The following is a 22,229-nucleotide window of genomic DNA, read 5'->3' as shown; positions in this document are numbered from 1 at the left end:
ACGGAAGACCTCCTGACGCGTGGCGCTTGGACGCCGGTGGTTCTGGCCTGTGCGCACCTCAACCATGATCCCAGCGACAGCTCTCTCCACCGACTGGCGGCCCTGTGCCAACGGTGTCACATCCTCCACGACGGCCCGGAGCACCGGCGCCGGCGCTGGATGAACGCGCACTACCGGCGTGCGCTTGGCGACCTGTTCTATGGACCATACCCGATGCACGGCGCCGGCTGGATCACGCCCACGCCGATCAGCATGCTCGATGATGCCCGGTCGTTATACGCCTTCAAGTGGTAGGCCCCGGCACCGATCGCCATAAACGGCGTCTCGCGTCGTAGCTGATAAGCAATTTGCCAAGCCCCCGCTTTTGAAGGCTCTTCGACGGCTTGCGGCTGAGGTCGAGCGGGTGTATGTACGTTTTCGTCAATACAGAGGCCGACGTGACGTTCGAGTGGGATGACGGGAAGGCTACCTCGAACTTCGCCAAACACGGTGTCTCGTTCGAGCTGGCAAGAGAGGTCTGGAATGACCCACTCCACGTCATTCTCCCTGATCGCGTCGAAGGCGGCGAGCAGCGTTGGCATGCGTTGGGCTTGGTCGGGTCCGTCGTCATGCTGGTCGTCGTCCATAGCTATCCCGATCGCTTTGACGAGGACCGGACCCGCATCATTAGCGCCCGCAAGGCAACAAGGCAGGAAAGGCAACGCTATGAGCAAGAAGGCGCTTAGCACAGAAATGCAGAATCAGCTCGCTGCACTCGTGGCGCTGCCTGACGAGCAAATCGACACGGCCGACATTCCCGAAGCTCCCCCAGAGGCATGGCTGCATGCTCGCCGGCCTGGCCTTTACCGGCCGCTCAAAAAGCCAGTCACGCTGCGGCTCGATGCCGATGTGGTGGCTTGGTTCAAGGAGCACGCGCGCGATCGCGGATACCAGACCGAGATCAACCGGGTGCTCCGCCGTTATGTGACGGATGCACAGGTCTGACACGGGGTTCTGACACCTCTCTGCGCGGCAGAGGCGTAGCTCTCGTACCCTTGTCTTCCGTCTGACATCAGCCTGTCATCGCTGCGACGCGACGTCTTCTCACCGCTGTCACAAGCTCCCGCCACAGCGCGTGGTGACACCGAGCCTGAACAAAGGCCGGGACAGGGAGAATATCTTTGCGCGCACGCCTGCGACTGCGGACCACCGCAGCCTTCATCCTGCTAATTTCACCGGCGACAATTAGGGCGCAAAGCGTACCGCCAAAGCCGAATGAAACGACGACCCAAGCCGAAGCGCAGCAAGACGCAACACCACCCCGCACCACTGAAGGCGACGACCTCCACCTCGACGACATCGTCGTGACTGGCCGGCTCGGCAACGAAGCGCAGAAGAAGGTTGAGGCGAGCTACTCGATCACCACCCTGAGCGACACCGACATCCGCGAGCGCGCGATCACCAATCTCGCCAACGCGCTCCAGACCATTCCCGGTGTGTGGGCCGACGACTCCGCCGGCGTCACCGCAAACAACACGCGCGTGCGCGGCATCCCACGTGGCGGCTACGAGGCGCTTGCCGTGTACGAGGACGGTCTGCCGATCCAGCACGATCCCGGCATCAACTGGATCAACGTCGACCAGTTCGTCCGCATCGACGAGACCTACGCGTCGATCGAAGCGGTGCGTGGCGGCCCGTCCTCGATCTTCGCCTCGAACGCACCCGGCGGCCTCATCAACTTCATACCACGCAAGGGCACCCCTGAGCTATCCGGGATCGTGAAGCTGACCACCGCCGACTATGGCCAGGCACGCGGTGACGTGTGGGTCGGTGGTCCGATCGCCGATGGTTGGCGCTTCTCGGTTGGCGGCTTCTACAATTGGGACCAGGGTGTACGCGACCCCGGTCCAGTCGCCAACAACGGCGGCCAGGGCCGCATCCTGATCTCCAAAGACCTTGCCCGCGGCCACCTGTCGTTCGGGATCAAGTACATCGAGGACAACAACTTCTTCTTCGACGGTCTGCCGCTCGTTCGCACCGCTGATGGCGACGTCGAGGAGTTGCCGGGGATCGACGCGCGCTACGACACGCTGACCGGACGCCAGGATGGCCGCGTCATCATCCGTACGCCCGGCGGCATTCGCCGCCCGGAGTTCAACCTGTTCAATCAGTCGAGCGACCTCCAATTCACGCTGAAGGGCGACATCGAGCTCGACGACATGACGACGCTGTCCGGCGGCTTCCGCTACCGAGACTCGAAGACCAACCGCAATGCGCGCGGGCTCAACAACCTGACCACGCCGTCGGCCTATCTGACGACCACGCTCCGCAACACGGCACTCACCGCCTTCCGCGCGCGCGGTGCGGCCGATGTGCGCTTCGTATACAACGACGACGGCAGTGCCTTTCCGGCTAACGCGAATGGCAACGGCTATGTCGGCGTGAACACGTTCCAGTCCATTCAGAACCCGATCAAGGAGTCGATCGGCCTCGTCGAGCTCGGCCGCCAGTTCGATACCGGTTTCGGTCGTCACGACGTCAAGCTCGGCCTCTACGGCACGGTCGCTGACTGGGCGCATGATCGCAACGATGGTGTCGGCCTGACGGAAGTAGCGGACAACGCACGACTTCTCGATGTGGTCGTCGTCAACGCCGCGGGCACCGTGGTGGGCCGTGTTACCGATGGTGGCATCGCGCGGTACGAGTCCCGCTTCGCGCATTCATTCGGAGGCTACGAGGACGTCGCCGCCTACATCTCCGACGAGTGGCGCTTAACGGAAAAGCTGCGGATCGACGCTGGCTTCCGCTACGAAAAGATCTGGATCCACGGCTTCAGCGAAGGTGCCAGGTCTTATAATCTCGGCGATCCGGACACGCTCGCCGACGACAACGTCCTGGGCGGCAATGGCATCCTGACGCGCTTCGACGAGCCGTTCGACGATCAGGCGTATACCGTGGGCGTCAACTGGCAGTTCATGCCGCAGATGGGCGTGTTCGCGCGCTACACGAACACCTATCGTCTGCCGCAGATCGGCCAGTATCGCGACAACGTCCTGCCTACCGGCGTGCGCAGCCAGTCAATCGAGCAGGCGGAAGGCGGCGTGAAGTTCCAGTCCGGGCCGGTCGGAGCTTTCGCCACTGTATTCTACAACGGCTTTGCCGACGTGCAGTTCACCAACACCTTTATCGATCCGCAAACGCTACTGATCGTGCAGGAAATCAACTACGGCGATGTACGCACGACAGGCGTCGAGCTGGAAGGCAATCTGCGTCCCGTCCGCTTCTTCGATGTGGCCGCGACCTTCACTTACCAGGATCCCAAGTTCCGCAACTACACTTATAACACGATCGTCGCTGGCCGGCCGGTCTCGACCTCGTTCGACGGCAATCGGCCGAGCTCGATGCCTAAGGTTTTCTCCAGCGTCCGGCCGCAGTTGCACCTGTTCGGTGACCACCTGCGCATCCTGGGCGAGTGGCGATACGAGGGCGCCAAGTTCAACGACGATGCCAATACACAGAGGCTGCCGAGCTACTCGGTCTACAATGCCACGATCGACTTCGATGCGACGCCCAACCTCAGCTTCCAGGTGAAGGGCTTCAACCTGTCCAACACGCTCGGCCTGGGCCAGGGCGGAGGGCAGCAGGTAGTACCCGGCGTGCCGGCGGGGAACATCATCATCGCCCGGCCGATTTTTGGACGCTCGGTCAGCGCCTCCGTGCTGCTGCGCTTCTGATGCGCGGTCGTATCGCGACAGCCGCGGCGTTGCTGGCGCTGGCAGGCGTGGTGGCTGCGGGCGAGCCCAGGCCGCTGCGGATAAACGACGTGGCGCTGGTCGGCACCCACAACAGCTACAAGCGCGCCATGCCGGCCGCGACCATGGCGCGCTTGGGTGCTGCCGACCCGGCCGCGGCAGAAGCCCTGGACTATGCGCATCGGCCCTTGGCCGAGCAGCTGGACGCGGGCGCACGTCAGCTGGAGATCGACGTCAACTACGATCCCGCTGGCGGTCACTATGCGCTTGGCTCGACCGATCCGGCGCTACGCCAGCCCGGCTTCAAGGTGCTGCACATTCCCGGCATCGACAATGCCAGCCACTGCCTGCTGCTAGCGGACTGTCTTCGTCAGATCCGCAGCTGGTCGGACGCGCACCCGCATCATTTGCCGATCCTGATCCTGTTCAACGCCAAGGACGAGCACAACGCGGCGCGCGGGGGCATCGATGCGCTACCGTTCGACAGTACCGCATGGAACGCGCTGGACGCCGAACTGCGGGCCGGTCTCGGCCATCGCATCGTGACGCCTGACGAAGTGCAGGGCCGCTTTCCGACGCTCCGCGAGGCGGTGCGCGCCAATAACTGGCCGACATTGGCTGCCGTGCGCGGTCGTTTCATCTTGGCCTTGGACGAGCCGCCAGCAAAGGTCGCGGGCTACCGGGGACGCCGACATTCGCTCGAGGGGCGGGCGATGTTCATCAACACGGATGAAGCGTCACCTGCCGCTGCCTATCTGACGCTCAATGAGCCGGTCCGTGATGCCGCGCGCATCCGCGCCGCGGTACTGGCCGGCTATCTGGTTCGAACCCGCGCCGACGCGAACACGCGCGAGGCCCGCGCGGGTGATGCGGGTCCCCGCAATGCAGCACTGTTAGGCGGCGCTCAATATGTATCGACCGACTATCTCTGGCCCGATCCTCGCTTGCCCGGTGGCTACCAGGTGACACCCCAGCTGCGGTGCAATCCGGTGCGTGTACCCACGGGGTGCGGCGACCTTGCGAAGATGGAACGGTGACCATGCGGATCATTCTTGCCATGGCAGTGCTAACCACTGGCGCTGCGGCAGCTGACGCACCCACACCCTATCTTCAGCCGCTCGACATGCCTGATCTGACACGCATTTTGCTACCGCCGCCCACACCAGACTCCCCCCAGGCGCTAGCCGACCGGGCGGTGTTCATCGAGACCCGTCGTCTACGTGGCACCCCACGCTGGACGCTGGCGACGCGCGACGTGACCGGCGACCGCTTCGACACCTTCGCCTGCGCGCTTGGTGCTCGTCTCGACGCACGATCGGCGCCTGCTCTCGCGCGCGTGTTCGCCCGAATAAGCGATGCCGGCATGGTTGGGCGCACTAAAGCGCAGCTCGCCGTGCGCCGCCCGTATTTAGACACCGATCAACCGATCTGCGAAGCGAAGACCGACCATCTAGCAGCGAACGGTGATTACCCATCCGGCCACACCAGCAACGGCTGGTCTACTGCCCTCATCCTGGCTGAGTTGGTGCCGGACCGTGCCACCGAGATCCTGCGGCGTGGCCGCATCTATGGCGAAGGCAGGTACGTCTGCGGCTCTCACAGCCTCAGCGCGGTCGAAGCAGGATACATGGCGGGCACGGTGCTTGTGGCGCGTCTGCATGCGTCCGCGGCGTTTCGCAGCGATATGGACGCAGCTCGGGGCGAGCTCCGGCGGGCGCTCGCATCGCGGCCGCGCACGATGTGTGATTGATGATCCCGTGATGGTCGTCGCTCTCAGACCGGATAGCTCGGCTGGCACTTCCCGGTAAGCAAGGTGGCGCCGGCGAAGTGTCCGCCGGCGCGCTAACCTCAAAGCTTGTCCTTCAGCCCCTTGGCGGCTGTGAACGATACCTTTTTCGACGCCGCGATCGTCATCGGCTTACCGGTCGCCGGATTGCGGCCTTCGCGCTCCGGACGATCCTTGACGGCGAACTTGCCGAATCCGGGGATGCTGACCTCGTCCCCCTTCGCCGCAGCAGCCGCGATCTCATCAAACACTGCGGCGACCACCTTCTTGGCATCCGCCTCACTCGTGCCCGTCGTGGCAGCCACGCCCTTCGCCAACTCACCGATGTTCATGCCGTTCTCACTCCTTGATGATCGCGTTTTGGTAGCCTGATGAGGCCGCGGGGCAACTCTGGAATATGAGCGGGACAGTGATATCACGCGGGAGAAAGGTAGACCTTTTTACCTCAGGCTATCGCAAGCCGATATTTTCGGCGCGCGGTTCTGACACCTGCAAGCCGGCGGAAATGCACGCTCGCGCTGCCTGGTCGAAACCGGACGGTTGTGACACCGGATGGATTGCTGCCGTCAGCTGTCGGCCTAGCCCTGAGAAGTGAAATCGGCGAGCGATCGAACGACCGTGACAACCGCCATGACGGTTTTTTCATTTACCCCAGTTTACGACCCGTGCCTTGATCGCTAATGCGAGTCCCTATCAATAATACAGGGGATCATCGTGCTGGCTGGTACAAGCCTGTGGACGCTCGCGCTCACTCTTTCCACACCATTGATGGCCAACGTGGCGGTATCGGATCGCACAATACCTGCCGATCCGGCGGTTGGCGAAGAGGCAGCCGATGATCCTCAGGATATCGTCGTCACCGGTGAGAAGGATAAGCGACCCACCACATCGACCAAGCTGCCGCTGACGCTCAAGGAAACACCGCAATCAGTGACGGTGGTCGATCGTCAGCGGATCGAGGATTTCAACCTCACCTCCATCACCGAGGTGCTGGCGCAAACGCCGGGCGTGACGATCACCTCCACCGATGCGGCGCGTACCAACTACAATATCCGTGGTTTCGCGGTTCGTAACTTCCAGTTCGACGGCGTGCCGACCATCTACCAGGTCAGCGGCTATGAGAATTCGGCGGTGGGTGACCTCGCGCTGTACGACCGGGTGGAAGTGATCCGTGGCGCAGCTGGCCTCGTCACCGGCGTCGGTGATCCATCCGCGACGGTTAACCTCATCCGCAAGCGAGCACCGTCCGAGTTCCGCGGCTACTATTACATGCAGGGCGGCAGTTTCTCGAGCTACCGGTTCGAAGCCGACGTCGGAGGACCCGTGACCAGGGACGGGTCCGTCCGGGCGCGCGTGGTCGCCGCCTATACTGATCGCGGGTCCTACATCGATCTTCAGCACGACAAGATCCCGGTGGTCTACGGCACCCTTGAATGGGACGTGAGCCCGCACACCCGCCTGCGTGTCGGTGCGGACTACCTGCGCACGGATCAGCAGGGTGCCGGCTGGGGCACCATCCCCCTTCTCTACAACGACGGCACGAAGACAAACTTCCCACGCTCGTTCACGGGTGCCGCCGCCTACAACCGCTGGCTTCGCGAGGTGACCACCGTCTTCGCGGCAGCGGAGCAGGACATCGGCAAGAACTGGCTCGTTCGCGTCAGCTACAACGGGCGCCGCAGCGACAACGACAGCCGTCTCTTCAACATTCCAGGCGGCTTCCCGCGCCGCGACGGCACCGGCCTTGGCGACCCGTTCAGCTTCTATGGCGAAGTCGATCAGAACGAAGACGCACTCGACGGGTATGTCGCCGGCAATGTCAGGCTGTTCGGTCGCGAACACGAGGTCGTCGGCGGCCTCAACTACTTCGAGCGGGACTTCTCAGCGGGCCGAACGGGCTTCAATCCCGACCCAAGAGCGCTCCCGCCAAGCTTCCCCACGGCCGGCAACTACGACATCGATCCCTGGCTGCCGACCTTCGCATCGCCCTCGATCATCCGCACCGACGCTCTGCTCTTCTCTCAGGATCTGCGCCAGCTAGGCGCCTACGGCGTGGTTCGGTTGAACCCGACTGATTGGCTCAAGATCATCGCCGGGGCACGCTACACCGATTACCGCGCCGACCGCGACGACTTCAACGCCGCCGGCGTCCTTCTGCCGACCAGACCCACCGATGTTCAACGCGAGAAACGCTGGGCGCCCTACGGCGGCATCGTGGTCGACGTCGTTCCAGCTGTCTCTTTGTACGCGAGCTATGCCAGCGTCTTCAGCCCGGTGTCCGCGCGCAACGTGAACAATGACATCCTGCCGCCGACGACCGGTGCCAACTACGAAGCGGGCGTGAAGGCGACTCCGTTCGGCGATGGTTTCACCGTGTCTGCCGCCGGCTTCCACATCAAGCAGGACAATCTCACACTCACGGATCCGAACGGCATACCGATGTCGCTGCCGGGCAATCTCACGCCGTCCATCTCGGTGTCCGGCGTAAAGACGTGGGGCGGCGAACTGGAGCTCGCGGGCGAGCCGCTTTCCGGCTGGAGCCTCAACGGCAGCTACACCTACGCACGGACGGAAGACCGGCTCGGCGTCCGGGTGAACCCGTTCTTCCCGCTGCACGTCGGTCGCGTCTACACTACCTATCGGCTGTTCGGCGACCGGCTGACGATTGGTGGCGGCGTCACGGCACAGTCGCGCATCTTCGATCGCGGCAACGTACCGTCAGGTCGCTTCAACACCAACGGCACGCCGGTACTCGTACCCGGGACGGTGAGCCAGAGCAGCTACGCTACCGTCGATGCACTGGCGCGGTTGAAGCTCACCGAGCGAGCGATCCTCAGCGTCAACGCTACCAACCTGCTCGACCGAACCTATTACCGGAACGTCCGCTTCGCCTTCGGCGGCCCTGGGGGCTTCTACGGCGAGCCGCGTCGGGTGGTGGGCACGATCCGCGTGAGCTTCTGAGGGAGGAGGACGGCGTGATGACGGCGCAGACGAAGGTCGACAAGCGACTGGCAGTAGCGTGGTGGCGGCGCGTAGATGCGACGCTTCGTCTCGTTGCCGCCATGCCCCTCGGCTATGCCGTCGCCAGCCTGTGGGCCATGGCGCTCGCAAGGTTGCTGCCCTTGCCCATCACGGCGGCCACTATCACGGCGACGTTGATCGCGTTTGCCCTGTGCGCCGGTGCGGTCATGTGGTCCTACGCCGCCATCTCGGGATGGCGCGCCGTCTGGACGCTTTCGCTCGCGGGGCTCATCGCGGCCGGCATCACCTGGATGTCGATCTCCAACGGAGGCCGGCTGTGAAGAAGGGCTTTCGCCAATCGCAATCGACGCTCCACACTTGGTCGGGTCTGCTGCTCGGCTGGGTGCTCTTCATCATCTTCGTCGCGGGTACGGCAGCCTATTGGCGTGAACCACTGAACCGCTGGATGCGACCGGAAGCGCCGCGCGTAGAGCAGCCTGTTCTGGCGATGAAAGCCGCCCAACGCTTTCTCGCCCGCAAGGCGCCTGACGCGAAGACGTGGTTCATCACGGTCCCAACCGTCGAGGGACCAGGAACGTACGTGTTCTGGGTGCCTCAACCCGATCCCGATGCACCCAAGGGGCGGCGACGCGGACGCCGACGGGATACCTCCGCGCTGGTCGACGCCACGGGTATGCCTGTCGCGCGCGAGACGCGAGGCGGCGACTTCTTCTACCGGTTCCATTTCGACCTGCATTACATGCCGGTGATCTGGGCACGCTGGCTGGTCGGGGTGGCGGCGATGATGATGCTGGTCGCGATCCTGACCGGCATCGTGACGCACAAGAAGATCTTCAAGGACTTCTTCACGCTGCGCCGGGACAAGGGCCAACGGTCGTGGCTTGACGGGCACAACGCCAGCGCCGTCCTCGGCCTGCCGTTCCACCTGATGATCACCTATACCGGCCTTGTCACGCTGGCGACGATGCTGATGCCCTGGGCCACGATCGCCAATTATGCCGACAGCACGAAGCTGTTCACCGCGCTGTTCCCCACCGCCGGTGAGGTCGTCCGCGCCGATCGCCCAGCGCCGCTGGTCGACCTGGAGCCGCTGGTCCGTGCCGGCGAGCGACAGCTGGGCGGCCCGATCGGCTTCATCGAGGTCGCTGAACCAGGCGACGCCGCGGCGCGCATCACCATGACCCGTGCCAGTCGGGCGAGCCTGTCCACCTATGGCAGGCGCGTCGCCTATGACGGTGTCACCGGTCGCCTGCTCTGGCGATCGCCCCCGCCGAACGGCGCGGTCACCACATATGGCGCGATGATCGGCCTGCACGCCGGTCGTTTCGGCGACCTGACGCTGCGCTGGCTCTATTTTCTATGCGGGCTGGGCGGCACGGTGATGGTCGCCAGCGGCCTGGTGCTGTGGACGGTGAAGCGGCGCGAGAAGCTGCCTGATCCACTCCGCCCGCCACTCGGTTTCCGCATTGTAGAGCGGCTGAACATCGCGGTCGTCGCCGGCTTCCCGCTCGGGTGTGCAGCGTTCTTCCTCGCCAACCGGCTGCTGCCCCTCGCCACCCCCGACCGGGCGGAGCGGGAGATCACGATGCTGTTCGCCGCTTGGGGGATCGCCGCGTTGGCAGCGCTGATCCTGCGACCGAAACAGAGCTGGGCGGCGCTGCTCGGCGCAACCGCCATAGGGCTGATCACGGTGATCGCATGTGACCTGCTGGTCCTGCGCCCAGGCTTGGAGCAATGGATCGCAGCATCGGACTGGCCGATGGCGACGGTTGATGCGGTGTTGCTGGTACTGGCGACCGGCCTTGCCTGGACGGCGCGCCGCGTCGTCCGTCACAAGCCTCGCGTCCGCAAGCCCCGCCCGATCCGCACGCCAACCAACAAGGCCCTCTTACCCGAAGCGGTCGCGGCGGAATGACTGTCCTCACCACCCTGCTGGCAGTGGCCGCGTTCATGTTGTTCGGCCTCGCCAGCGATCGTCACCACGAACCCAGGTTCGGCCGACGTCTGCCTGCCCTCGACGCGCGTCGCTGGCGTCTGGTCGGCTGGGCGTTGCTAGCGACTGCATTGGTTGGCGCGATTGCCGCACGAGGATGGGTGTTCGGACCGGTGCTGTGGACCGGACTGATGATGGCCGGCGCGGCGGTGAGCTTCCTATGGCTCAACCTGACCGTCGAGAGACAAGGGACACAGCGATGAAAGATCCCGATAATCGTCTCACCGACAAGAACGATCTACGCGGCGTCTACGCGGAACCGGCGAAGGCCGTTCGTGACAAGAGCTTCCCGCACCTCGATTGCCACAGCCGTCGGTACATCGAGCTGTCGCCCTTCTTCTGCATCGGCTCGTCGCAGCCTAACGGCCTCGCTGACGTATCACCACGCGGCGGTGAAGCCGGCTTCGTCCACGCACTGGACGACCGGCATCTCGCTTTCCCGGACAGACCCGGCAACAACCGGCTCGATACCCTGACAAACATTGTCCACCATCCCGCGGTCGGACTGCTGTTCTTCGTGCCGGGCGTGGAAGACATGCTGAGGGTGAACGGCATCGCCTCGATCACAACTGATCCCGAGATCATGGAATGCTTCCGCCACGACGGGAAGCTGCCGCGATCGGTCGTCGTGATCGAGACACGCGAGGTGTATTTCCACTGCTCGAAGGCCTTGCGGCGATCCGACCTGTGGAACCCTGAAAAGCGCCTCCCCAAGGGTGCGTTTCCAACGCTGGGCCAAATCGCGCGCGACCAGTTCAAACTGCTGGTACCCGCCAAGCTGATCGATTTGGCGCTGCAACGCGACGCGAAGAAGAACCTCTACTGAGGAACCGGCCATGGCCTTCATGGAACGCATCACTGCACCTGTCACCGATGGCGAACGCGCCGTAGTCCGGCTGCTCCGACATTATTGCGGGATGCGCGATTACGACACTGAGGGCACCAGCCTATCCCGCCTCGTCGCGCTCGGTCAGAGTCTGCGCCTGCCGCCCGCCGGGATCGTCGCGCTGGCAAGCGTTTTCCAGCTCACCGAAGCCGTGCTCGGCCGGTGCCTCGTCGCCGAATGCTGCTGCTCGCGTCGCCTGAACGGGGATGAGCGCGCTGTCATCCGCCTCCTCGGCAGCCGCATGCCAATGCTACCCGGTACCGCCACGCCGGACATCCCCCACGGCCTGCCCGGTGCACTCGCCTGGGCCGTGTTGAGCGTTCGCCGGTTATGCGGCGATATCGCGCCCCGCACCCCGAAGATCGTAGCGGACGACGCGGAGCGCTGTCCCTTCACGCCTGCTGCCATGGTCTGACCCACGATGGCGACGCTCTACGACTATCTCGACCGGCGGGTGACGGACGCATTGCTCGCCTTCCTATGCGCCATGACGCTCCTCGATCGACACGGTTATGGCACGATGCGGTTCGCGGAGGTCTGTGACCCGGCAATCAGTGACGATGAAGCACGCGTGCTGACCCTGTTCGCGGCGTCACGGGCGAACGATCCCCAGCTGCTTCGCATCGCGAGCGGCTTGGTAAGCGACGATATGGCCTTTCAGCTTGCTGGTGCTGCCGGCAAGGTTGGGGACGCAATGAGGCAGCGTACCTAACTTACGAATCAAGCATCTCCGGTGTACCTGTAGCTGGTGGCCAATCGGGCGGTTGTAACCCCCGGCCCTACTCCCGGCGCCACGTGGACTTTGCGAACAATTCGCATTATGCGTATATGGACGGTGCACTGGGACGATTGATGAACCTTGATCAGGCTGCCGCGAACGGACCGGGCACCGCTGCCGGATCGCGATCGAACAGGGTAGAGCCTGCTTATGGGCTGCTTATGCGGATCGCTCGTGCAGCGATATGCTGTCTGATCGGCCTCGTGGCGATCATGCTCGCCGATACGGCCGACGCGCAAACCGCCTCGCCGGCCCAGACCGCTTGGCGACTGCTCGACTATGTGGCGGTCGATTACCCGGAAGCGGTACAGGGCGGTCGGATCGTCAGCGATACGGAATATTCCGAGATGCGGGAATTCTCGGCATCGGCGCGCGAGCGCATCACTGGGCTGAGCGGCTCTGCCGCAAAGCAGGGTCTCCTGCGTCGTGCCGGCGCGCTCGAACGGCTGATCGCCGCCAAGGCCCCTGCCGACACGGTAGGGACGGCAGCCCGCACGCTGGCGGCCGATCTCATCAAGGCATACCCGGTGCCGCTCGCGCCCGTCGTTGCACCTGACCTCGCACACGGGCGCGCGCTTTTCGAGCAGAAATGCGCGAGCTGTCACGGCGTCACCGGTAACGGCAAAGGACCGCAATCGGTCGGTCTCGATCCGCCGCCGATCGCCTTCATCGACAAGGCTCGTGCCCGTGAGCGCAGCACCTTCGCCTTCTATCAGGTGCTGGAGCAAGGCATCGACGGCACCAGCATGGAGAGCTTCGTCGATCTGCCGCCGCAGGATCGATGGGACTTGGCGCTCTACGCCGGCAGCTTCGCGTTCCCGGCGGGTAAGGTCGCAGAAGGGGAACGCATCTGGAAAGCCGACGCGAACCTACGTGCCCGGATCGACATGGAGAATCTGATCGGGCTGACCCCGGCCGCGCTCGCCGGTGAGATCGGCGAGGCGAAGGCTGACGCAGTGATCGCCTACCTGCGCCACAACCCTGGCGTGATCGTGCCGCAGAACGCCGGCACGCTGTTGCTCGCGCGTGAACGGCTTAACGAGGCGGTCACGGCCTATGCCAAGGGCGACCGCAAGGGCGCGACCAACCTCGCCCTGTCCGCTTATCTCGACGGCTTCGAGCCGGTCGAGCCGATGCTGTCGGCGCGCGATAGCGCGCTGATGGTGCGGATCGAGGGCGCGATGGGTGCGCTGCGCGCAGGCATCGCTAATGGCACGTCGCCGGCCTCGGTGCGCGATCAGGCGCGCTCGCTCGACACACTGTTTGGCGAGGCGGAAGCCGCGCTCGCGCCGGAGCGGGCATCGGGGGCGTCGAGCTTCTTCGGCGCGTTCACGATCCTGCTGCGCGAAGGGCTGGAGGCCCTGCTTATCGTGGTCGCCATGCTCGCCTTCCTCCGCAAGGCCGAACGCCACGACGTGATGCCCTATGTGCATGGCGGCTGGGTGGCGGCGCTGGTCGCCGGCGCCGCCACCTGGGCGGTCGCGACCTATGCCGTCGAAATCAGCGGCGCGAACCGCGAGCTGACGGAAGGCTTCGGCTCGATGTTCGCCGCGCTGATGCTGCTGTGGGTCGGCATCTGGATGCACGGCAGGAGCAACGCCGATGCATGGCAACGCTACATCCGCGAGAAACTGACCACGGCGCTCAACGCACGATCGGCGTGGTTCCTGTTCGGCCTGTCGTTCGTCGTGGTCTATCGCGAGGTCTTCGAAACGATCCTGTTTTATGCGGCGATCTGGACGCAAGGGAACGGCGGATCAGTCTTGGCCGGGGCGGCATCAGCCGTCGCGGTCCTTGCCATCGTCGCCTGGCTGATGATGCGGTACAGCCGCACGCTGCCGATCGGCAAGTTCTTCGCCTACAGTTCGGCACTCATGGCACTGCTGGCCGTGGTGCTGATCGGCAAGGGCGTGTCCGCCCTCCAGGAAGCAGGCTGGCTGCCAGTCAACCCGGTCGCTGGCTTCCCGCGCGTTGAAATCCTCGGCATCTATCCAACAACAGAGGGGATCGCGGCGCAGCTTGTCATCGCGTCGCTGCTGGCAATTGGCTTCGGCCGAAACCGGATAACCGCCGGCACTGCAAAGGAAGCGACCGCCTAACTCCGCAACGCTCTACGAGCGCCTCGAAAGCGGTCGGGTCACGGTCCATCTCGCGGCTATGATCGCGGGCGTACCGATGGCGCACGTCGCTGCCAGGGCGGCCTTTCGATAAAACGCCACCAACCCGATATCGGCATTGGCAAAGCCGAAGGTGTCACAACTGGACGGTTGTGACACCAGACCGTGGCCTGACAGGTCACCTCTCAATCCCCCGGCAGATGACGTTGCTTGCTATGGTTATGCCGCGATCGTGCTATCGCTATCTGCAAACTGGCCTGCGGAGATGCACGCTGCTGGCCCGGCACGATGCGAGGATCGAGACGCTATGGACGCCATACTGCCCGATATTGATAATGATCTTGATGTCATATTTGGTGAGTATCGAGACCAGAATGTTGTAAATTCGTTTGTACAGGCAGCGCGGGAAGCGGGCTTTGTCGGTACTCTTTATATTGGCTATCCTGTCCTCAACGTTGACGATGAGCGCATCGATTTTGATGCCGTGCTTGTATCTCGTAACCGCGGCGCTGTGGTATTCGATCTGTACTCTTATGACGGCGCCTCTTCGAATGTTGGCTCTATACCCGATCCCGTACTTTCCCGCCAAGAGCAGCTCTATGCTGCTTTGTACAACAAGCTTAACTCTTTTCGTGAACTTCGAAAAAACAGAAATCTTGTAGTAGACATTACAACGGTCTCCGTTCACCCCGTAGGCGATGCTTGGGTCGAGGACGGAGAAAGCTTACTGATTGGCCTAAGCCGCCTGGGAGAAATTCCCAAGGTCGCTAAGTCTGACAGGTTAGATGACACAGTTATCTCACATTTGAATGCAGCTATCCAGCGCATATCAAGCCTTAAGCCCGTAAAGAAACGAGATAGCGTTGAGCGAGATAATTCTAAAGGCAGCGCTATTAAGTTGATTGAACGCCAGATTGCGAATCTGGACTTGTGGCAGAAGCGGGGCTCCATTGAGTATGTGAATGGCCCTCAACGGATACGTGGCTTAGCCGGTTCTGGTAAGACCGTCGTTTTGGCCCTGAAGGCCGCATACTTACATGTTAAACGCCCGGACTGGGACATTGCTATAACGTTCAACACAAGGTCGTTGTACCAGCAATTAGAAGGCCTAATAACAAGGTTTGTTTTCTCGCAAATCGGCGAGGAGCCGAATTGGGAACGCCTCAAGGTCATGCACGCGTGGGGGGGCTCGGACCGTGAAGGCGTATATTCAGAAGCTTCCCGACGCGTTGGTTCCAGCTATCGTGATTTTGGCTCTGCGGCGCGCTTGTTTGGCTACGAACGAGCGTTCGATGGTGCTTGCCAAGAAGCCCTTGCCGCAATGGGCGAAAACGATCTCGGAACGTATGACGTTATGCTGATCGACGAGGCGCAGGATTTACCCTCCTCCTTCTTCCGCTTGGCATACCGGCTCACGAAGCCGCCCCGTCGTATTGTGTGGGCCTATGATGATTTGCAGAATCTCGGCGATGTGCACATGCCCTCACCCGCTGAGCTATTCGGCTTCGACGCCAGCGGCCACCCCTTAGTGCAGCTCAGAAATGAAGAGGATCAACCCCAGCAGGACATTGTTTTACCTCGCTGCTACCGAAATCCGCCCTGGACCCTCGTAACCGCACATGGACTAGGGTTTGGGATTAAGCGGGATGCACTAGTCCAGATGTTCCCCGATCCTACGCTCTGGCAGCGCTTAGGTTATACACCTACAGCCGGCGAATTGGCTCTCGACCATAACGTTGCATTGGAGCGCAATCCTAAGAGCGTTCCAGATTTTTTTGCGAAGATGCTATCTCCTAAAGACACTCTTGTGGTTAAGAAGTTTGAGGCAGCCAATGAGCAGTATGCCTACATAGCTAAAGAGATAAGCCGCTTAATAGATGAGGATGAGCTGGAGCATACTGATATGCTCGTAGTCATCCCCAACGTGCGACAGGCCAAGAATATCAGTGGTCATATGCTAAATGCCCTTCGATCTGTTGGCTTACAAGGACATATTCCGGGCCAGACCTCATCCCGTGATGAGGTTTTTAGATCGGGATCGATAGCTATAACGCATATATACCGAGCAAAAGGCAACGAGGCACCAGTCGTGTTTGTCGTCGATGCTCAGTTTTGCGAAGGTGACTATGGAATCAAAAAGAGAAGAAATATTCTCTTTACGGCCATAACCCGCTCACGGGCCTGGACATATATTGTCGGCTATGGCGACGAGATGAAGAAAATAGCCAAAGAGATTAAGCTTATTGAAAAGGATGAATTTCTACTTAAGTTTCATTATCCTAAAGCCAAGGAATTGCCGGCACTCGCCGTCTCTTCCGCAAATCCAGATACTGATCCGGTCTTGGCTGGGGATGACTTCGACGATCTGCGTTTGGCTCTTCGCAAAGCCAAAAAGACCTCCTTCGAGAAACTTCCTAGCGACCTCCAACTTGACCTCCTCGAAGTTTATAACCCAAACTCATGAGGCCGCGTGGGTTATGTGATCGTATGAACCTCTTTCTCGAAGAAGGTTTAGTAAACGATGTTTTCATCGCGACACAGTTTCACCTTCTCAAAGGCCCTGCCGCAATTGAATCATTAAGTCCGGCAAGCGGCCTCGGCATGATATCGGAGCGAGGCGTAAGCCCGGTAGAGTTTATTGAGCTTCTTGAGCAAGGTCGGTTTTCTGGAGTTTTTACCGATGCCTCAATCTTTAGTATTGAATGCACTTTCGATAATGGAAAGATAAGGACGCACCGTTACACGTTCATCCCATGCCCTTTTGACAATGATCTTGTGTCTCTACGCCCTGAGTCTGTCCCAATAGCTGATTGGCTCAGGTATAGCGTACTCCCCTCTGGGTCCGCCGCTTTTCGGAGCACGGGAACTTACAGGTTTGATTGTGTCCGCAAGCCTGCTGAAAAAAGCGCTGATCCCCACCCAATATCACACTTTACGTTTGGATCTCCAGATTGCCGAGTTCCTGTTCGAGGACCTTTATCTATTGGTGATTTTTTAAACTTTGTATTTGATAATTTTTACCGAGACGCCAGACCACTGTGGCTTACACATGCTCCATTCCTAGATTGTGACGGTACAGAACCTACAATTACCCTAGATGAACAAATAGTGCATCACATCCAGTGGCTTTCACCGTAGCGGTCCTGCTATTCTAAAAAGCGCGACTGGTATCACTCTTTCTTACTGTGAACATGCATCGCACCGATTGCGTGGACCTATCTGCTCGCTTCTGACACGCTTCTAGCACACCCCGATTAGCAATGATGACATGGTTCCCAGCCGCGATGTTGGCAAACGCATCAGGAGCGGCGGTTTGCATCATGCGTTGCCCGCCCTCCCACATCGGCATAGCGAGCGTGCGCGCCGCCATCCGCTCGGGCCATTGCCAACTCGTTGGCACGACGCGTGCCACGATGCCGGCAAACACCGCCCATAAAATCATGCCGACAACGATCCCGCCAATCGCGGCTAGCATCACCCACCGCTTCTGATCCTCGGCACGTCGCGCCGATACGGTAACGCTCTGCAAAGCACGGGTCGCGTCACGCAGCTCGCCAGCCGCCGTCTTCACCGCCTGCCGGTCCTCGGCGACAGCGCCGGCGATCCGGGCGGCGACCTGGCGCGCCACTGCTTCCTCCTCGCCTGCCTTCCTCAGTATTTCGGCGCGCTGGTACGTGCCGGTCGCGAGCTTCATGATCTGCGCCAGCGTCTCACTATAGTCGGGCGGCTCGGGCTGATCGTCACGGGCGGCGATCCCCTCGATCGCACGCCGGAGCAAGGCCAGCTCGCCCCGCACGCCTTCGAACGCCTCGGCCGCGGCATCCCGCTCGTGATCGCCTTCGTCCATCCCGCCTCCTGTCGGTCGCCGAAAGTGTGCCTCTCGGCGATCACATCGCAGCCGCTAACTGCTCAATGGGTACTGGCCACGAGCCGCGGCCCCTTCAACGCCTGCTTATCCTCCACGACAGGAGCAGCTCCCCCGGTCAAACCGAAAACGAGGTTATCTAGCTCTGCTATCGGAAGTCCAAGTTCGCGCGCAATGCCGTCGCGTGTTGTGCGCTCACTCCATAATTGAGCGAAGATTTTCTGCCAAAGTACGGATTGCTCCGGTTCAATCGGCTCCGGTTCAGACTTCGTGTAGCCCTTCTGCTGCATCTCGATGCAGAGGCCGCGATATTGCCAATCGGAGATACGCTCCAGCTTGTTAAGCCGATAGGCAAGCGCCGCCACTGATACCTTCCAGCGCTGCTTTGCTCGAACCAGCTGCTGAAGGCTCGTCACTCCCGGCACCCTAGCCAGCACATCCGCCTCCGGCATAAGAAGCGCCGACGCGAACGTATTGGCTTCGACCTCGGCAGTCCGACCGACACCACCCCCATGACGATGAAGCACAAGGTGGCCCAGTTCATGCGCCGCATCGAAACGGGTGCGTTCGGCCGATTTGTTTAGGTTCAAAAAGACATAGGGCGCATCACCGCGCCAACAGGAGAAAGCGTCGATGCTGCGTGTCGTCTCGGCTAGCGAGAAGACACGCACTCCCTTGGCCTCCAGCATCTTCACCATGTGCGAGATCGGCGCTTCACCTAGCGCCCACTCCTGCCGGACAATCCTGGCAGCCTGGTCGGGCCGAGTTTCTGGATCAAGCAATGGTATCTGGCACTCGGGCCGGTTGAAACGATGCCCAATCCAATCGCAAAAACCAAACGCGATTGAACCGGCCGCCAAGGCCGCGTCGCGCTCGCGAGCAGTCATGGAAGTGAGGCTCCGGAAACTGGCGCCTTCTGTCAGTCGCTCGCAATCATCCGCAAAAAAGAACGATTTCGGGAACTCAAGAACGCGAGCAAGCGCCTCAACGGTTTCAGGTTCCGGCTCGGATTCACCCTGCTCAAGGCGCGTGATGGTCAACGGCACCCGCCCGATCAAGCCGGCAAGCTCCTTTGCCGACAAGCGGCGCCGTTGCCTCGCAATTACGAGGCGCTGTGGATTGAACATTTAGACGGTCACTCGGCCCGGCGAGTGACATCAACGTCAAAGTCGGGGCCTACCTCGTCATCGGGCATCTGCACTATATCCCAGCCACCCGGACCGACGATGATGATACGCTCATGGAAACCGAGGAACTGACGCTCCTCGATCGCACGCGGGAAGGATAGCTCTACCCTCACGTCGTCGCCGATCGCCTGCACGAACAGGTAGTAGCAAGCTGCATTGGCGCGCTTCTCTTCCGCCTTCGCAATCTCGGGGAACAACTCGCCCTGGTTGGACGCGACATAATGTGCCGAGGCTGGCCCCTTATCCGATGTCGCCAGCGGATCGTAATGCTCTTCCCCTGCACGATCAGCGTTCTGGAAAGCGATGCGCACGCCGCTCTCGGGATTGTAGACACTCTCGATCCCGTTCTCGCGGCTACGCTGCCAGCCCTTGCGGCCAAGCACGTTCCGCATTGTACCGGTGCCTTCAATCCATGAGAGCAACCCTGCGGCGGTGGCAGGGTGGTCAAGGGTCGCCGAACGTCGAGCGCCGACAGCCGAGCGAGCAATGGCGATCAGATCGGCGACACTCGCGCCGATTTCCTCAAGCCTCGTTTGAACCGCCAACGCCTCAACCAGAACCGGCATCATGCACCCATGTTGATTTTTTCGAGTTCGTTTGTGAGCGCACCGCCTTTGAGGGTCAAGGGATATTTCGTGAACATCACCGGCTCAATCCCCTGTCCCGTTCGCGTCCCGACCCGATCGAGCGGGCCAGCGCGTCACCGATCGCCCGGTCCTTCTCCAGTTTCAGCTCCAGTTCGGGCGCGCGACGACGCAGCGCGGATTCGAGTTGCGGATCACGCGCCAGCCCGCCCGCGGCCTGCGCCATGCGCCCGCGCATCGTCTCAGCACCGGCGGTGTCGCCGGCGCGCTCCAGCCCGGCGCGCAGGCGCTGCATCGCCTGCCAGCCCGACACGAACCGATCAGCGCGCGCGTCCGGATCGAGCCGCACGCGCTGTTCCTCCGCCATCGCCCGCACTGCGCCGCCCGTGTCACCGCTCGCTGCTTGCTCGATCAGCTTGGGATCGCGCTGCATTGCTGAGGCGAGGTCGCGGGCGGCATCGGGCCTAGTCGCGTCCAGCGCCTCGATCGCGCGCCGTGCCGCCGTTTCCTGATGCGGCAGCACCGGCAAGCCCTGCGCCTTCATACGCCGCACGTCGGCCGCGACGCGGGCATAGTCGCGGATCGCCCTGGCCTGATCGGGACGATCGGTGCCGATCGCCGCACCGCTGCGCTCGGCCGCCGGCGTCTTCTCGGCCGCGGGCTTCGGCCTGAACCCCGCGAACATGCCGCGAGCCTTGTCGCGGACCTTCTCCACCACCTGGCGCGCGAGTTCCGGGAACCGGATCTCGCGCTGGTCGGCGAAGGTGCGGACATGATCCTGCTCGCTACGGTCCGGCGCATAGTCGCCGGCCATGTCCTTCGACCGGTCGCGCGACAGCACGCGGGCGAGCTTACCTTGGTCGGCGAAGTCGTCGCGGCCGTAGTGGAGCTGCACGTCGTCGCGGTGCCGCGTCATCCCGACATAGCTGCTGTGTCGGTCCATGCCCGGCGTCGCCAGCACGTGCCCGCGATCGACGGACACGCCCTGCGACTTGCCGAACGTGGCGGCGTAGCCGTGATCGATCGCGGCATAGTCCTTGAGGTCGAAGGCGACGCTGCGTCCGCCGTCGAGCCAGACGCCCATGCGCCCGCCCTCGATCCGCTCCAGCGTGCCCAGCGTGCCGTTCTTGACACCCAGCGACCGCTCGTTGCGCAGGAACATGATCCGGTCGCCCGCCGCGAAACCGCGCTCGCCCCGATCGGCCGCGACGGTGCGGTCCTCACCCAGCCCGCCGGTCGCCCGCACCCGCTCGCGCGCCTCCTGGTTGAGTTCGCGAACCTCGGCGTTGGTGTGGGTGAAGATGATGCGGGTCTTGTCCGGCTCGGCCTGACGATCCCGGTCCCAGCGGTCTACCAACTCGGCCCGCGCCGCCTCGCGCGTGTCGGCCCCGTGAACCATGCCGTGCGCGGCATAGGCGGACAACGCCTCGGTCGTGCGCCCGGTGGCGAAGGCCCGTGTAGCCTCCTTCTGCCAGTCCTCACGCTGTCGGCGTATCTCGGTGATCTCGGCCGCGCCGTGTCGCTCGGTGATCGACCGGAACGCCGCGCCCGCCTCGATCGCCTGCAACTGCTCGGGATCGCCCACCAGCACCACCTTGGCCCCGGCGTCGCGGGCATGGGACAGCACCCGCTCCATCTGGCGGGTGCCGATCATGCCGGCCTCGTCCACCACCAGCACGTCACGCGGCCCGAGCTGGTCGCGCCCCTGCGCCCAGCCATGCTCAAGGCTGGCGATGGTGCGCGAGCCGATCCCCGATCCGCCCTCCAGGTTCTCGGCCGCGATCCCGGACAACGCCGCCCCGCGCACCTGATAACCCTCGCGCTCCCACGCCTCGCGCGCCACGCCCAGCATCGCCGACTTGCCGGTGCCGGCATAGCCGACGACCGACGCCAGCCCGTCGCGGCCGGTGATATGGTCGAAGGCGTCGCGCTGCTCGCCGGACAGCGTAAGCCCCCGCCCCTCGGCCGCCTCCAGCGCGCCGGCCCGCTGCCGGTCGGACACGCCATGATCGCCGCGCCGCGCCAACTCGTCGCCGGCCTTCTCCAGCCGCGCCTCGGTCGCGATCATGTCGCGGGACGTGAACCGCTCCTGATCGCGGCCGTCCTTGCCCAGCGCGACCAGCTCGGAGCTGGCGCGCACCGCCGCCATCACCTGGTCGAACTGCTCCTTGCCGTCGCTGTGCCGAAACGCGAACACCGCCAGGTCGCGGGTGGTGAAGGTCGATTGCTGCCGGGTGATACCATCGAGCGCGTGACGCGGATCGGCGATGATCCGCTCGCCGTTCTCGCGCGCGATCCGGACATGATCCTCGGCGTTGCG

The 22,229-nt window shown here is 62.6% G+C and carries 20 protein-coding genes; 15 read left to right on the top strand and 5 right to left on the bottom strand.

Annotated features, from left to right (window positions below; translation table 11 throughout):
* Positions 1-407: 407 nt before the first annotated feature.
* The 5 genes from AC07UH_RS20350 to AC07UH_RS20330 all read left to right on the top strand — a co-directional run bounded on the left by AC07UH_RS20350 (position 408) and on the right by AC07UH_RS20330 (position 5,481).
* A complete protein-coding gene (locus tag AC07UH_RS20350; RefSeq protein ID WP_495182003.1) occupies positions 408-725 on the top strand; it encodes a BrnT family toxin in 318 nt (105 codons plus the stop codon).
* The gene (locus AC07UH_RS20345; RefSeq protein ID WP_495182002.1) at positions 706-984 is read left to right on the top strand and encodes a BrnA antitoxin family protein; all 279 of its coding nucleotides are present in this window, start codon (positions 706-708) and stop codon (positions 982-984) included. The genes AC07UH_RS20350 and AC07UH_RS20345 overlap by 20 nt, the downstream gene beginning before the upstream one ends.
* Positions 985-1,160: 176 nt before the next feature.
* Entirely contained in the window at positions 1,161-3,713 is a 2,553-nt protein-coding gene (locus AC07UH_RS20340; RefSeq protein ID WP_495182001.1) for a TonB-dependent receptor, read from the top strand.
* A complete protein-coding gene (locus AC07UH_RS20335; RefSeq protein WP_495182000.1) occupies positions 3,713-4,768 on the top strand; it encodes a Ca2+-dependent phosphoinositide-specific phospholipase C in 1,056 nt (351 codons plus the stop codon). The genes AC07UH_RS20340 and AC07UH_RS20335 overlap by 1 nt, the downstream gene beginning before the upstream one ends.
* Before the next feature lie 2 nt (positions 4,769-4,770).
* Positions 4,771-5,481 (top strand): acid phosphatase, encoded by a 711-nt coding sequence (locus AC07UH_RS20330; protein WP_495181999.1) that lies wholly within the window; start codon positions 4,771-4,773, stop codon positions 5,479-5,481.
* A 98-nt stretch (positions 5,482-5,579) separates the two neighbouring features.
* On the opposite strand, the gene AC07UH_RS20325 is transcribed toward AC07UH_RS20330, so the two are convergent.
* Positions 5,580-5,936 (bottom strand): HU family DNA-binding protein, encoded by a 357-nt coding sequence (locus tag AC07UH_RS20325; RefSeq protein WP_495181998.1) that lies wholly within the window; start codon positions 5,934-5,936, stop codon positions 5,580-5,582.
* A 295-nt stretch (positions 5,937-6,231) separates the two neighbouring features.
* Here AC07UH_RS20325 and AC07UH_RS20320 point away from each other — a divergent pair, with 295 nt between their 5' ends.
* The 10 genes from AC07UH_RS20320 to AC07UH_RS20275 all read left to right on the top strand — a co-directional run bounded on the left by AC07UH_RS20320 (position 6,232) and on the right by AC07UH_RS20275 (position 17,411).
* The gene (locus AC07UH_RS20320) at positions 6,232-8,478 is read left to right on the top strand and encodes a TonB-dependent siderophore receptor (protein ID WP_495181997.1); all 2,247 of its coding nucleotides are present in this window, start codon (positions 6,232-6,234) and stop codon (positions 8,476-8,478) included.
* Between the two features lie 17 nt (positions 8,479-8,495).
* Positions 8,496-8,819: a hypothetical protein gene (locus tag AC07UH_RS20315; RefSeq protein ID WP_495182021.1), complete on the top strand. Its 324-nt coding sequence runs from the start codon at positions 8,496-8,498 to the stop codon at positions 8,817-8,819.
* Positions 8,816-10,414, top strand: coding sequence for a PepSY-associated TM helix domain-containing protein (locus tag AC07UH_RS20310; RefSeq protein ID WP_495181996.1), 1,599 nt, complete (start codon positions 8,816-8,818; stop codon positions 10,412-10,414). The genes AC07UH_RS20315 and AC07UH_RS20310 overlap by 4 nt, the downstream gene beginning before the upstream one ends.
* Positions 10,411-10,695 carry a DUF3325 domain-containing protein gene (locus AC07UH_RS20305; protein ID WP_495181995.1) on the top strand — a complete coding sequence of 95 codons (285 nt, stop codon included), beginning with the start codon at positions 10,411-10,413 and terminating at the stop codon, positions 10,693-10,695. The genes AC07UH_RS20310 and AC07UH_RS20305 overlap by 4 nt, the downstream gene beginning before the upstream one ends.
* The gene (locus AC07UH_RS20300; protein WP_495181994.1) at positions 10,692-11,318 is read left to right on the top strand and encodes a pyridoxamine 5'-phosphate oxidase family protein; all 627 of its coding nucleotides are present in this window, start codon (positions 10,692-10,694) and stop codon (positions 11,316-11,318) included. The genes AC07UH_RS20305 and AC07UH_RS20300 overlap by 4 nt, the downstream gene beginning before the upstream one ends.
* A 10-nt stretch (positions 11,319-11,328) precedes the next feature.
* Complete coding sequence (locus AC07UH_RS20295) at positions 11,329-11,793, top strand: hypothetical protein (RefSeq protein ID WP_495181993.1); 465 nt, start codon at positions 11,329-11,331, stop codon at positions 11,791-11,793.
* Positions 11,794-11,799: 6 nt separating this feature from the next.
* On the top strand, positions 11,800-12,090 hold the full coding sequence (locus AC07UH_RS20290) for a hypothetical protein (protein WP_495181992.1): 291 nt from the start codon (positions 11,800-11,802) through the stop codon (positions 12,088-12,090).
* Between the two features lie 227 nt (positions 12,091-12,317).
* The gene (locus AC07UH_RS20285; RefSeq protein WP_495182020.1) at positions 12,318-14,255 is read left to right on the top strand and encodes an FTR1 family protein; all 1,938 of its coding nucleotides are present in this window, start codon (positions 12,318-12,320) and stop codon (positions 14,253-14,255) included.
* Positions 14,256-14,580: 325 nt separating this feature from the next.
* Positions 14,581-16,737 (top strand): DEAD/DEAH box helicase, encoded by a 2,157-nt coding sequence (locus AC07UH_RS20280; protein ID WP_495181991.1) that lies wholly within the window; start codon positions 14,581-14,583, stop codon positions 16,735-16,737.
* Positions 16,734-17,411 carry a DUF2290 domain-containing protein gene (locus AC07UH_RS20275; protein ID WP_495181990.1) on the top strand — a complete coding sequence of 226 codons (678 nt, stop codon included), beginning with the start codon at positions 16,734-16,736 and terminating at the stop codon, positions 17,409-17,411. Before AC07UH_RS20280 ends, AC07UH_RS20275 begins: the two co-directional genes overlap by 4 nt.
* A gap of 13 nt (positions 17,412-17,424) precedes the next feature.
* Here the strand turns inward: AC07UH_RS20275 and AC07UH_RS20270 are convergent, their stop codons facing one another.
* The 4 genes from AC07UH_RS20270 to traA all read right to left on the bottom strand — a co-directional run.
* Positions 17,425-18,120, bottom strand: a complete 696-nt coding sequence (locus AC07UH_RS20270) for a DUF6118 family protein (RefSeq protein ID WP_495181989.1) — start codon at positions 18,118-18,120, stop codon at positions 17,425-17,427.
* Positions 18,121-18,182: 62 nt separating this feature from the next.
* A complete protein-coding gene (locus tag AC07UH_RS20265) occupies positions 18,183-19,265 on the bottom strand; it encodes a helix-turn-helix domain-containing protein (protein ID WP_495181988.1) in 1,083 nt (360 codons plus the stop codon).
* Positions 19,266-19,273: 8 nt separating this feature from the next.
* Entirely contained in the window at positions 19,274-19,894 is a 621-nt protein-coding gene (locus AC07UH_RS20260) for a hypothetical protein (RefSeq protein WP_495181987.1), read from the bottom strand.
* A 73-nt stretch (positions 19,895-19,967) separates the two neighbouring features.
* The coding region (gene traA, locus AC07UH_RS20255) for a Ti-type conjugative transfer relaxase TraA (RefSeq protein ID WP_495181986.1) at positions 19,968-22,229 on the bottom strand (2,262 nt) is incomplete at its 5' end.

This window comes from Sphingomonas sp. GW821-FHT04B01 (assembly GCF_059420425.1).
The sequence above is the reverse complement of the archived record's forward strand: the minus strand, read 5'-3'. Positions and strand labels throughout refer to the sequence as shown.

What these genes read in the sequence shown, in the direction of transcription:
- AC07UH_RS20275 (WP_495181990.1), top strand. Translation starts at nt 16,734, where the DNA reads ATGAGGCCGCGTGGGTTATGTGATCGTATGAACCTCTTTCTCGAAGAA.
- AC07UH_RS20330 (WP_495181999.1), top strand. Translation starts at nt 4,771, where the DNA reads ATGCGGATCATTCTTGCCATGGCAGTGCTAACCACTGGCGCTGCGGCA.
- AC07UH_RS20270 (WP_495181989.1), bottom strand. Translation starts at nt 18,120, where the DNA reads ATGGACGAAGGCGATCACGAGCGGGATGCCGCGGCCGAGGCGTTCGAA.
- AC07UH_RS20350 (WP_495182003.1), top strand. Translation starts at nt 408, where the DNA reads ATGTACGTTTTCGTCAATACAGAGGCCGACGTGACGTTCGAGTGGGAT.
- AC07UH_RS20305 (WP_495181995.1), top strand. Translation starts at nt 10,411, where the DNA reads ATGACTGTCCTCACCACCCTGCTGGCAGTGGCCGCGTTCATGTTGTTC.
- AC07UH_RS20335 (WP_495182000.1), top strand. Translation starts at nt 3,713, where the DNA reads ATGCGCGGTCGTATCGCGACAGCCGCGGCGTTGCTGGCGCTGGCAGGC.
- AC07UH_RS20315 (WP_495182021.1), top strand. Translation starts at nt 8,496, where the DNA reads ATGACGGCGCAGACGAAGGTCGACAAGCGACTGGCAGTAGCGTGGTGG.
- AC07UH_RS20285 (WP_495182020.1), top strand. Translation starts at nt 12,318, where the DNA reads ATGCGGATCGCTCGTGCAGCGATATGCTGTCTGATCGGCCTCGTGGCG.
- AC07UH_RS20345 (WP_495182002.1), top strand. Translation starts at nt 706, where the DNA reads ATGAGCAAGAAGGCGCTTAGCACAGAAATGCAGAATCAGCTCGCTGCA.
- AC07UH_RS20295 (WP_495181993.1), top strand. Translation starts at nt 11,329, where the DNA reads ATGGCCTTCATGGAACGCATCACTGCACCTGTCACCGATGGCGAACGC.
- AC07UH_RS20260 (WP_495181987.1), bottom strand. Translation starts at nt 19,894, where the DNA reads ATGATGCCGGTTCTGGTTGAGGCGTTGGCGGTTCAAACGAGGCTTGAG.
- AC07UH_RS20280 (WP_495181991.1), top strand. Translation starts at nt 14,581, where the DNA reads ATGGACGCCATACTGCCCGATATTGATAATGATCTTGATGTCATATTT.
- AC07UH_RS20265 (WP_495181988.1), bottom strand. Translation starts at nt 19,265, where the DNA reads ATGTTCAATCCACAGCGCCTCGTAATTGCGAGGCAACGGCGCCGCTTG.
- AC07UH_RS20290 (WP_495181992.1), top strand. Translation starts at nt 11,800, where the DNA reads ATGGCGACGCTCTACGACTATCTCGACCGGCGGGTGACGGACGCATTG.
- AC07UH_RS20300 (WP_495181994.1), top strand. Translation starts at nt 10,692, where the DNA reads ATGAAAGATCCCGATAATCGTCTCACCGACAAGAACGATCTACGCGGC.